Source organism: Glaciimonas sp. Gout2 (genome assembly GCF_035018905.1).
Classification (GTDB): Bacteria; Pseudomonadota; Gammaproteobacteria; order Burkholderiales; family Burkholderiaceae_D; genus Glaciimonas.
In genome coordinates this window covers 66,447-74,284 of the sequence record NZ_JASJXA010000024.1, presented here as the reverse complement: position 1 = coordinate 74,284, position 7,838 = coordinate 66,447, and the positions used below count along the sequence as shown (strand labels likewise).

5 protein-coding genes are annotated in these 7,838 nt (G+C 49.6%); all 5 read right to left on the bottom strand.

Features of this window, described 5'->3' with window-relative positions; genetic code table 11:
* Positions 1-340: 340 nt before the first annotated feature.
* Positions 341-1,456, bottom strand: a complete 1,116-nt coding sequence (locus tag QN379_RS15935) for a porin (RefSeq protein WP_322232485.1) — start codon at positions 1,454-1,456, stop codon at positions 341-343.
* A gap of 680 nt (positions 1,457-2,136) precedes the next feature.
* Entirely contained in the window at positions 2,137-3,348 is a 1,212-nt protein-coding gene (locus QN379_RS15930) for an AGE family epimerase/isomerase (protein WP_323507051.1), read from the bottom strand.
* Between the two features lie 127 nt (positions 3,349-3,475).
* Positions 3,476-4,330, bottom strand: a complete 855-nt coding sequence (locus QN379_RS15925) for an SIS domain-containing protein (RefSeq protein WP_322240154.1) — start codon at positions 4,328-4,330, stop codon at positions 3,476-3,478.
* A 15-nt stretch (positions 4,331-4,345) separates the two neighbouring features.
* On the bottom strand, positions 4,346-5,818 hold the full coding sequence (zwf, locus tag QN379_RS15920; protein ID WP_323507050.1) for a glucose-6-phosphate dehydrogenase: 1,473 nt from the start codon (positions 5,816-5,818) through the stop codon (positions 4,346-4,348).
* Positions 5,819-5,998: 180 nt separating this feature from the next.
* Positions 5,999-7,702, bottom strand: coding sequence for a glucose-6-phosphate isomerase (gene pgi, locus QN379_RS15915; RefSeq protein WP_323507049.1), 1,704 nt, complete (start codon positions 7,700-7,702; stop codon positions 5,999-6,001).
* Positions 7,703-7,838: the final 136 nt, after the last annotated feature.

Below are 7,838 nucleotides of genomic sequence, written 5' to 3'. Positions count from 1 at the left end.
TTAATTTGTGCCTTCCCATTCAAATCATGCAGAAATTTGGTGTTTATGGGTAGAGGGTACTGAGGGAACGCTTACCTGCGTAACGCACTGTCGCGTTTGACAAAATGATGAAATAACGCTGCCGCAGCCTTCAAGCCAATCACAAAGTAAGATAGTCAATCGCGATTTATCAATCAATAAGCATCGCCCATAAAAAATGCCCATTCATAGTCGAATGGGCAGAATCTGGGGGATACCCAGGGACGTCTTGCAGTTGCCACTAATCGGCAGATTTACAAGGTAAAGTGAACAGCCGTGCCGAGCTCAAGCGACGCGACCATCCACTTTACCCGGGTATTGCTTAGAACGAGTGGCTGACACCTGTGTAAAACGCATTTTGGTTTTGACCAGTCAAACCAGTGCCATCGCCTGACTCAACCTGGAAGTTGGTGTTCGAGCCGTTACGTACAGTACCGATGCTTGCGTACAGCAAAGTGCGTTTCGACAAACTGTAGTTTGTACCCACCATAAACAAGTTGGCGCTGCCGACATTTTGGTTAAGTTTTACGTGATATGCGGCCGCGATCAATGTCAGTGCAGGTGTCAACTGATAGTTGGCGCCGACCCAGAAATGGTTCGCTTTGGTTGAGCCAGTCGTCACGTCTTGTGGTGCCGACAGATTTTGGTAAGCTGCATATAGTTTCAGCTTATCGATATTGACCGTTCCACCTAGTGTCAACTCTTTCGAATTTGTGAACAAGGTCGAGTAGCGACCAGCACCGTCGTTTGCAACGTCATACATCGCTACAAGGGAGTAACCAGGTTGGACAAAAGATAATGCTATACCGCTGCTGCTCTTAGGTTTGGTTGCACCAGGCGTTTCGCCGAAACCGTATGCGCCTTGGGCTGTGAAGCCACCGAAACTTGGCGAGATGTATTGAACCTGATTGCTGGTTTGCGGCCAGTTACGTCCTTTAACCAAGGTTGCCGAACCCAGATTCTGTTGACCGGTTGGATCCAGGCTCCAGACGATGTCACTCGGTAAAGTTAAATCACGACCGATTTTGACAGTACCGAAATCACCTGACAAACCAACAAAAGAACGACGTGACCAGATTTGTGCCGGGTTGTTTGGGCTGCTACCGTTGATTGAGCCGTTGCCCGCATTAAAACCGTTTTCCAACGTGAAGATAGCTTTTAGTCCGCCACCCAGATCTTCAGTACCTTTAAAACCGAACATGCTGGTACCCCAGCTGTTACCGCCAGTACCCCATTTTCCACCGCGTTGACCGTTCGAAGCGTTGTACTGGTTGCTGTTGTAATCGATACCGGCATCCACGCGACCATAGATGGTGACGTTGGATTGGGCTTGTGCTTGGCCGGCGCAAGTGGCGGCCAGAATAATTGCAGCTGCAAGTGGCTTTACCATTGGCAGGCGAGAGCCCGCGCGCAGACTTTTTAAAACAGTTTTGCTCATTTCATCTCCTAAGTAAAATATGGTGTTAACCACGCTTTTCGAGTCTTTTTGCTCGAAATTTTTTGAGTCTTGCTATTGCAAATATTTGCATTGCCGGACTTGATTTGTTGATGAGGATGTTAAACGACATTCGATGTAAATTGTTTGTTTTATGTAGTTTTACTATATTTGTGTTGCAAAAAAGCCGCAGACTGGTCTAGGGGTTCAGCACTTAAATACCTTAAAAGTTATCGCTGGAATAGAAATGGTTATCGGTTTAATGGAAATTGTATGCTGTCTTGAACGAAGGTAATATTTTGTATTTTTACTACAAGTAGCTTTGGTACATTTTCATTGCTCTAAAGGACGGTATAGGAAGGCGCAGTCGCGGTGCTGTCGCTACATTTATCAGCGCGAAATAAAATTCAGCGTGTTTTTATACGGCGCACCAAGGAATCTGCTTGCGCGCTTTGCGGCGGGTGGGTAGCCGATACTTATATGAGCGGATGAGGAGAGTCGCAGTTGATGGCGCTGTTGATTCAAGCCGAGGTATTTGGCGGTTGTGCCACAAATAAGGTTTGCATCTTGCGGCGGTTTTTGGTTACCTCTTCGAGTCACGGGCTTGCAGGTATTTGCGGATCAAGGAATAAATCTTAGCGGCAATCCCTGCATCCGAAAAACCAACAATATCGATACGCTTCCTATGCTAAAGCGCAGTCAACCGCATATAACGACTCCAGGTACGCGCCCATCGGGTGATAGAAGTCAGTCTTGCCGTGCGGTGGCTTTTCAGGACCGTAGCGTTGGTTATCGCGGTGCAAAATCCGATACCAGCCGCCTCGCTGCTGATCGATCAAATGATCCGCACTGTATTGCCATAGCTTGTTATACCAATCCCAATACTCCGGGTTGCCAGTGCGCTGCGCCAGCAATGCAGCCGTTGCCAGCGACTCTGCCTGGACCCAAAAATATTTGTCATCGTCGCAGGCGGTGCCGTCCGGTGCTAGCCCGTACACCAAGCCACCGTGTTGCGCATCCCAAGCCAACGGCATCGTTACATCAAAGAGTGCTTGTGCGCGCACCACCAGCCAGTCGCTGTCATGTTGCAACTGTGCGCTATGGCGATCAAGCAGCAACAATAATTTGGACCATTCGGTCATGTGGCCCGGTTGATAACCCCACGGTCGAAACATATTGCTACTGTCGTGACGGTTGTATTCCCAATCCACGCGCCAGTCAGCATCGTAATGTTCCCATATCCAGCCATCACAGAGCGCCGCCTGACGGTTTGTGATGTTGTTGGCTAACAGCTCTGCGCGATGAAGATAGACTTTATCGCCGGTCGCTTCAAATGCGGCAATCAACGCTTCACAACTATGCATATTCGCGTTTTGTCCACGATAGGGCGATACAACGCCATCCGGCGTCGCTTCGTCCGCATATAAACCGTCGGCCTCCGACCAGAACACGCGTTCCATCAATGCAAAGGCGGTGCGCAAGCCGGTCGCGGCTTCGGCAATGCCAATTTTTAGCGCGTGTGCATGGGCTAATAAAACGAACGCCAAGCCGTAACAATGCTGAGTGCGGTCGATTGGAGTACCATTTTCAAGCACCCAAGCATAGCCACCATATTCAGGTTGTTTATGTTTTTCTTCTAGGAAGCGCAAACCATGACGCGCCGCATCCCGATATTCTTCCTTGCCATCCAGACGAAATGCCAGTGCATAACAAAATACCATACGCGCGCTATTCACCAGATGGCGACTCGACGCGTCGTAGATACTACCGTCGTCATTAAAGTAATGAAAAAATCCACCAGCGGGATCAATCGAGCGTGGATGAAAAAAAGCGATGTCGCGGCGCATTTGTTCGTGCAGAAAAACTGGTTGTTGAAATCCGGAAGGTGGCGTCATCTGGTTTGTCTCTTTTGGGTCAATTTATTTTTATGGTGTTACGTATCACCGCGCTGCATGGTGCAGTAACCACATTAGCGCAGGTCTTTTTGAGATTGATTTTTACGCGATATTTATAAGGAGTGCATCAACGAAAGAATGAGTCAAACTGCATGTCAAATTGCTGCAATGCTTTTTGTGCGTTCTGCATTTTCTTTCGAAACTCCGGACCGCGTTTAAGGGCTAATCCGACTGCCAGAATATCGATCACGACAAGATGCGCAAGACGCGCTGAGATCGGCGTATACGGGTCAGTATTGAAACTGAGATCGATCGGCACTAATACCGTTGCCAGTTCAGCCAACGGCGTTCCGCTTGGTCCCAACACGATGATATCGGCACCGCCCTTTTTTGCTAGCTGCACGCTTCTCAGCAGCGCGGCATTGCCACCTCGTTGCGAGATGGCGACAACGGCATCGCCTGGTTGCAACAGCGATGCGGCAATACTATGAATGTGCGGATCGGAATAGGCGACGGTTGGAACGCCGGATCGAAAGAATTTATGCTGTGCATCAGCAGCGACAATACCTGACGTGCCCTGGCCGTAAAACTCGATCTTGTTCGCTTTGAGCAGAACATCCAGGGCGCGCTGAATCGCATCCGGGCTGAGGTGATTGCGCAAGTCCAGCAAAGTATTAATTGATCGACTGCAAATCTTGTTAACCAGATCCGCAGCGATATCATCTTGCGCCAGCATTTCATTCGCACCAGGCAATGCTACCGCGAGACTCTGGGCCAATTTCAGTTTGAAATCATGCCAGCCCTCATACCCGACAGCCCGACAAAAGCGTACTACCGTGGGCTCAGAAACGAGGGCATTTTTGGCTAGCGCGGTGATATTCTCGGACAGCGCGAGTTGCGGATTATCAAGAATCGTCAACGCGACTTTTCTCTCCGACTTAGATAACAAATCAATTTGCGTACGAATAGCATCGAGGAGCATTGCCACGGTGGACTCCTATACTTCCGGTAATGCTTCTTCGCGCCATTGCAAGCCGTCGCGTCCAATCAGGGCGCTCGCCGCCGCCGGTCCCCAAGTACCTGCACTATAAGGAATCGGTTCGTTTTCTTCCTGCTCCCAATAGTTCAGAATTGGCTCTACCCATTCCCAGGCCGCTTCCAATTCATCACTACGCATGAATAGCGTCAACTGGCCGCGCAATACATCGAGTAGTAAACGTTCATAGGCCTCCATGCGCGGTGCTTTAAAGCTTTCGCGAAAATTCAGCTCCAGTTCAACCGGTTTCAGCCGCATGCCGTCGCCTGGCGTTTTTGCCATTAAATTCAAATGCAGACCTTCATCGGGTTGCAATCTGATGACGAGGCAATTGGATTCAAAACTACTATTCGGTTGCGTAAAAATTGAATGTGGAATTTTCTTAAATCGAATAACAATTTCTGCCAGCGAATCGGCCATACGCTTGCCGGTACGCAGATAAAAGGGGACGCCAGCCCAGCGCCATGTATCCACCTCGGTTTTTATCGCCACAAAGGTTTCGGTACGTGAGTGCGGATCGGCATCCTGCTCTTTGCGATAGCCGGGTACTGCAATGCCATTCACATGTCCTGCCCGGTATTGGCCGCGCACGACATTTTGCGCGAGGCTGACTGGTGTAAAGCGTTTTAATGAGCGCAGAACTTTGAGTTTTTCATCGCGGACAGCATCGGAAGTGATCGATACCGGAGGCTCCATGGCGACGATGCATAATAATTGCAGCAAATGGTTCTGTAGCATGTCGCGCAGGGCGCCGGAGCTTTCGTAGTAACCCATTCGATTACCAACGCCAAGTTCTTCCGCGATCGTGATCTGTACGTCAGAAATCCATTCGCGACGCCACAATGGCTCGAACAGAACATTACCGAAGCGGAGCGCCAGCAGGTTTTGAACAGTCTCTTTGCCGAGGTAATGATCGATGCGGAAAATTTGTGATTCAGAAAATATCTGACCCACTTCAGCGTTAATTTGTTTGGCGCTGGCAAGATCGCGACCGAGTGGCTTTTCGAGGACTACACGCGAGTTGGGCGTGGCTAATCCGGAAGCTGACAGGTTACGACAAATTTTAGAAAACAGCGCAGGTGGCGTCGCCAGATAAAATACATTAGTGACGCTTGGATCAGGCCGCATTGCTGCCACAAGTGCTTTATAAGACGTCGCATCGGTGGCGTCCATCGCTACATACTGAACGCGCTTGCAAAACCGTTCCCAGATGACGGGATCAAACGTCTCCATCGAAATGTGAGGGCGGGCGTCTTTATCGATATGCTGTAGAAAATCATCGTTCGACAATTCATGTCGCCCAATGCACAAAATGCGCGCGTGTGGTGGCAAATCGTCGGCGCGATCACGCGAGTACATCGCAGGTAACAATTTACGCATTGACAGATCGCCAGTGCCGCCAAAGATTGCCAGATCAAATTCTGCTAGAGCCATGATGTTTGATTATCCGTTTACTTAAAAAGTCTACATTGATTCGAGCGACATTATTGCGCGCTATGCTGCGTGACGTTTCGCAGCCTCAACCGATAATGCAGTGCCGGCGTTGAGACTGCGTTTTGGCCTATTTGCGTGTCTTAGCGTGTCTTAGCGTGTCTCAGTGTGTCTCAGTGTGTCTTAGTTACCTGATAAAGCCGCACGTGCACGACCAATTAAACCATTGGTTGAACTATCGTGCTTGTCGGGGGCCGTATTGCCGGTCAGTTCGTCAAGAATATGCGTAGCCATTACCTTGCCCAACTCGACACCCCATTGATCAAAACTGTTAACTCCCCAGATGGCACCTTGTACAAAGGTTTTATGTTCGTATAGTGCAATCAGTGATCCGAGCGATGTTGGCGTTAACTTTTGTAGCAAAATGGTATTACTAGGACGATTACCGGGAAAGGTCCGATGCGGCAAGAGTGCGCTGATGTCAGATTCTGGCATCCCTTTATTCTGCATCTCAGCACGCACTTCGTCTGCTGTTTTGCCGCGCATGAAGGCTTCTGATTGGGCAAAACAATTTGCCAATAGTGCTGCTTGATGGCCGGGCAGATGATGACTCGGCGCCAATGCAGCGATGAAGTCGACAGGCGTGACATCGGTACCCTGATGTAATAACTGGAAGTAGGCGTGCTGGCCATTGGTGCCGACATTTCCCCAGATAACAGGGCAAGTTTTAATCTGAAGCGGACTGCCATCGAGCGCGACGCGCTTGCCGTTACTTTCCATTTCCAGTTGCTGCAAATACGATGGAAAATTGCCCAGGTCTTGATGGTAGGGCGCTATCGATAACGATGCGCTGCCGCAAAAATTGCGTTGCCAAATACCGACGAGTGCCAGAATAACCGGCATATTCCGCTCAAGCGGCGCACTGCGGAAGTGGTTATCCATTGCATGCGCGCCGGCCAGAAATTCGCTGAACTGTTCAAATCCAACCGCCAGCGCAACTGAAAGACCAATTGAAGACCAAACGGAATAGCGACCACCAACCCAATCCCAGAATGGAAACATATTTTGCGGATCAATGCCGAATGCTTTGACGCCTTCGGTATTGGTGGATACGGCCACAAAGTGATGGGTCAGATCGCTTTCCTGCGCGCCGTCCGCCTGTGTCAGAAACCAGTTGCGGGCGCTGTGCCCATTCATCATGGTTTCCATCGTCGTGAACGTTTTGGACGCAATGACGAATAGGGTCGTGGCCGGATCAATTTGCGATAAAACAGCATCGATGTCATGGCCATCTACGTTGGACACGAAATGTAATTTCAGCTCCGTATGCTGATAGGCGCGAAGTGCCTGGCAAACCATTTTGGGGCCGAGGTTCGAGCCGCCGATGCCAATATTGACGATGTCGGTAATCTGTTTGCCATTATAGCCAAGCCATTTTCCTGCCCGTACTGCTTCTGTAAATGCCGCGATTTGTTCAAGTACAGCATGGACATCATCATCGATTTTTTGTCCATCAATGACTAGTGCTCTATTGCCTGCGCTTGGCGGCCAAGGCGTGCGAAGCGCCGTGTGCAAAACTGCGCGGTCTTCGGTAGTGTTGATTTTTTCGCCAGCAAACATGGCATCACGTCGCGTCTCAACCTTACGCTCACGCGCCAGATCGCATAGCAAAGACATGGTTTCGCTAGTCAGCGTATTTTTGGCATAATCCAGAAATAGACCGGAAGCTTCTAAGGAGAAGTGTTTGAAGCGATGAGGATCAGCATCGAACAGTTCACGCAGTGCGATATTTTTTGTCGTAGTGTAGTGATTTTGTAGTGCTTCAAAGGCGGCGGCATCAGGTTTGAGGCTAGATGTGTCGTGCGCAGTATCGGTAGTATTAGGCATGTCCGGACTTTCATGGCAGCTTGGGTTGAGTAGGACTATACAACATTTTTTGGTAATTTCACTACAATTTGTTGCTAGATTTCGATTTGCACCGCAGCTCCAGCGTAAGTTGACGGGCTACAGGACCTAAAGGCTC